The 2,890-nt window shown below is 62.1% G+C and carries 3 protein-coding genes and 1 rRNA gene; 3 read left to right on the top strand and 1 reads right to left on the bottom strand.

The window, feature by feature from the left end; all coding sequences use genetic code 11:
- Positions 1-528: 528 nt before the first annotated feature.
- The 3 genes from ACFUOZ_RS21255 to ACFUOZ_RS21265 are packed head-to-tail and all read left to right on the top strand — an operon-like array spanning position 529 to position 2,610.
- A complete protein-coding gene (locus tag ACFUOZ_RS21255) occupies positions 529-1,098 on the top strand; it encodes a TetR/AcrR family transcriptional regulator (RefSeq protein WP_377551997.1) in 570 nt (189 codons plus the stop codon).
- A complete protein-coding gene (locus ACFUOZ_RS21260; protein ID WP_377551999.1) occupies positions 1,091-1,840 on the top strand; it encodes an ABC transporter ATP-binding protein in 750 nt (249 codons plus the stop codon). The genes ACFUOZ_RS21255 and ACFUOZ_RS21260 overlap by 8 nt, the downstream gene beginning before the upstream one ends.
- Positions 1,837-2,610, top strand: a complete 774-nt coding sequence (locus tag ACFUOZ_RS21265; RefSeq protein ID WP_377552001.1) for an ABC transporter permease — start codon at positions 1,837-1,839, stop codon at positions 2,608-2,610. Before ACFUOZ_RS21260 ends, ACFUOZ_RS21265 begins: the two co-directional genes overlap by 4 nt.
- 192 nt (positions 2,611-2,802) lie before the next feature.
- Here ACFUOZ_RS21265 and rrf read toward each other — a convergent pair.
- Positions 2,803-2,890: ribosomal RNA gene (gene rrf / locus ACFUOZ_RS21270) — 5S ribosomal RNA — on the bottom strand; the annotation flags it as partial.

Raw genomic sequence — 2,890 nt, forward strand, 5'->3', positions numbered from 1 at the left:
ACCGGAAATAACGGCAAGAACATGGCTGCACAAAATTCGAAACCAGCTGAAAACCAGCCCACCACACACGGGGGTGCATGACAGAACTGGCATAAATTTCAACCAATCAAAAACAATCGGTATCAACAAACTTGGCACACTATTGAGTTCTCAAACAACAGACCCCCCAAAACATCACCCCGACCGGAACACCACACAAAGCAGCGCACCACAACAGGGCCATTGGAAAAGAAGAGTTATTTTTGGCCGCCTACCGAACCGTACACACCTTCCGGCTTTCCGTTTCGCACCCGGCGACTCAGAAAACAATACACGCCCCACCACCCCAACGCAAATCCACCCCCCAACACCCCCACACCCACCCCCAAAACCCCACCAAACCGCCGTCGAACACCACCACGGCGACCCTCCACCGAGGCGGTCCAGGGCCCCGATCAAGCGACTGCGGCGCGTTTCCAAGGAGTTCAACGAACGCGGGATCAGCCGCACCTCTTGCCACGGCGAATTGTTAGTGACTAACATCAGCGCATGGAGTCACCACACCAAGCAAACGCCAGGGCTTCGCGTACACGAACCCGACTGATCGATGCCGCACTGGAGCTCTTCGAACGTAACGGTTACGACCAGACCACTGCCGCCGCGATTGCCGCCGCGGCAGGAGTCACTGAAATGACCTTCTTCCGGCATTTCAGTACAAAGGACCAGCTCTTGCTCGATGATCCCTACGACCCACTGCTTGCTTCCGCCGTACTCGCCCAGCCGCCGGGGCCCCCGCTTCTACGCACCATCAGCGGAATCCGCAGCGCCTGGCGCACGCTTCCCGAGCCAGCGGGCGACTTCACCAAAAGACGTATTCGCATTGTGGCGTCCACGCCCGGACTGCGGGCCGCAGTTGCCAGGAACAATGCCGGCACGGAGTTGGTCATTGCTGATGCCCTGATCGCTGACGGAACAGACAGCCTGCAAGCGCGCGTGGCAGTAGCAGCTGTCATCGCAGCGATGTCCGTAGCGCTCATGGAGTGGTCACAGCAGGAGAAGGCCACCCTCGGCGAAACGATCGACGCAGCCCTCGGCGTTCTGGATGCACACCATGGCTGAGTCCCTGCTCGCGGCCCATTGCATTTCGCGTTCGTTCACCTCCGGCGGCGGCGTGCACAAGCTCAACCTGGACGTGGCCGCCGGTGAGATCCACGCCTTGGTCGGTTTGAATGGCGCGGGCAAGTCGACGCTGATGAGGCTGCTGCTGGGATTGCTGGTCCCCGACTCCGGCCACGTGACCATCTTCGGACAGAAAGTGAACGCCGCCGGATCACACATATGGAGCCGCGTGGGGCAGCTGATTGAGTACCCGCTTGCATATGGTGAGCTGACAGGACGGGCCAATCTCGAGATCGGAGCACGCCTGCGCGGTGTCCCACGCCCTGACATCAAGGCGACCGTGGACACTGTGCTCGAGGAGCTGGATCTGCGACGATATGCCCCCATCCCTGCCCGCTCGCTCTCCCTCGGGAATCGCCAGAGGCTGGGACTCGCTTCCGCCCTCCAACACGACCCTCAGCTGATCGTGCTCGATGAACCGACAAACGCCCTGGACCCTGCCGGTGTCATCCTGCTCCGCGAGAGCCTGCTGCGGCGTGCTGCGCAGGGGGCGGGGGTCCTTGTCTCCAGCCATCACCTGGACGAGGTCGCACGGGTAGCGAGCAGGGTCACGGTCATCAATGCTGGCCGCGTCGTCGGAAGCATCGATCCGAAGGGCACAGACATAGAGCGGGAATTCTTTGCCCTCGTCCACAGCGACGACACCCGCCGTGAAGCCCGGAAGCCGGAGATATCATCATGAACAAGCCATTCGAAGGACTCAGGGCTGCACTCGACGTCGAGGCACGCAAAACGCGATCCTCCCGGACGGTCATCGCAGCCGGAGCCATCCTGCTCATTGGAGTCAGCGCCCTGGCCTCGGGCTTCGCACTGGCTGTACGCTCCGGCAACCAGGCAGCGCTTGCGAAGATCGGTCCACTCGCATCACAGGACGGCTGGGCCGGATACCTTTCGTCGGCCCACCAAATTACTGCCGCCGGCAGTGTGCTTGCGTTCGGCATAGTCCTCAGCTGGATGTACGGCAGGGAATTCACCGACGGCACCATTTCCGGTCTCTTCGCATTGCCCATCCGACGGGCCACAATTGCGTTGGCCAAGCTCATTGTCTATGGAGGCTGGGCCGTTGTGATGGCTGTGCTTTTGACCACGTCCTTGCTGGGGCTCGGATTCATCCTGGGCTTCGGATGGCCGCAATCTGCTGAATTCGAAGGGCTATCCCGGTTCCTCCCACTAACCGTGCTTTCAGCGCTGATTGCCACCCCAGCGGCCTGGTCGGCAACCCTCGGCCGCGGCCTGCTCAGCGGAATCGGCCTTACCGTCGGCGTCATGGCCGGGACCCAGGTGGCAGTTCTTGCGGGTGCTGGCCCCTGGTTCCCCATCTCCGCGCCGGCACTCTGGGCGATAGCACCCGGCACCGTTCCGCCTGCGGCCCTCGCCCTCACCTTCGCGATTCCGGTTCTCTTCGGCGCGCTCACGCTTTGGAGCTGGTCACGGCTGCAGCTGGACCGCTGAAACCGACTGTTCGCCGCTTGCAGGTCGACGTGTAACGCTCGACGGCGGCCTGCCCGCCTGTGGGCGACCGGCGCGGTTGGCTGTTAAATGCGTGAGGCCCCTACCGGTTTGGTTGGGGCCTTTTCGTGTGTTTGTGGTGTTGAGTGTGGGAGACCCCCCAACCGTGGGTTGGGGGGTCTCGACCTAATGTGTGTCCGGCGGTGTCCTACTCTCCCACACCCTCCCGGGTGCAGTACCATCGGCGCTGTGGGTCTTAGCTTCCGGGTTCGGAATGGGACCG

The organism is Paenarthrobacter sp. NPDC057355, from assembly GCF_042667405.1.
In the GTDB taxonomy this organism is placed as follows: domain Bacteria; phylum Actinomycetota; class Actinomycetes; order Actinomycetales; family Micrococcaceae; genus Arthrobacter.

Excerpts from the sequence above, each read along its gene's own strand:
- ACFUOZ_RS21255 (WP_377551997.1), top strand. The coding sequence starts at position 529 with ATGGAGTCACCACACCAAGCAAACGCCAGGGCTTCGCGTACACGAACC.
- ACFUOZ_RS21260 (WP_377551999.1), top strand. The coding sequence starts at position 1,091 with ATGGCTGAGTCCCTGCTCGCGGCCCATTGCATTTCGCGTTCGTTCACC.
- ACFUOZ_RS21265 (WP_377552001.1), top strand. The coding sequence starts at position 1,837 with ATGAACAAGCCATTCGAAGGACTCAGGGCTGCACTCGACGTCGAGGCA.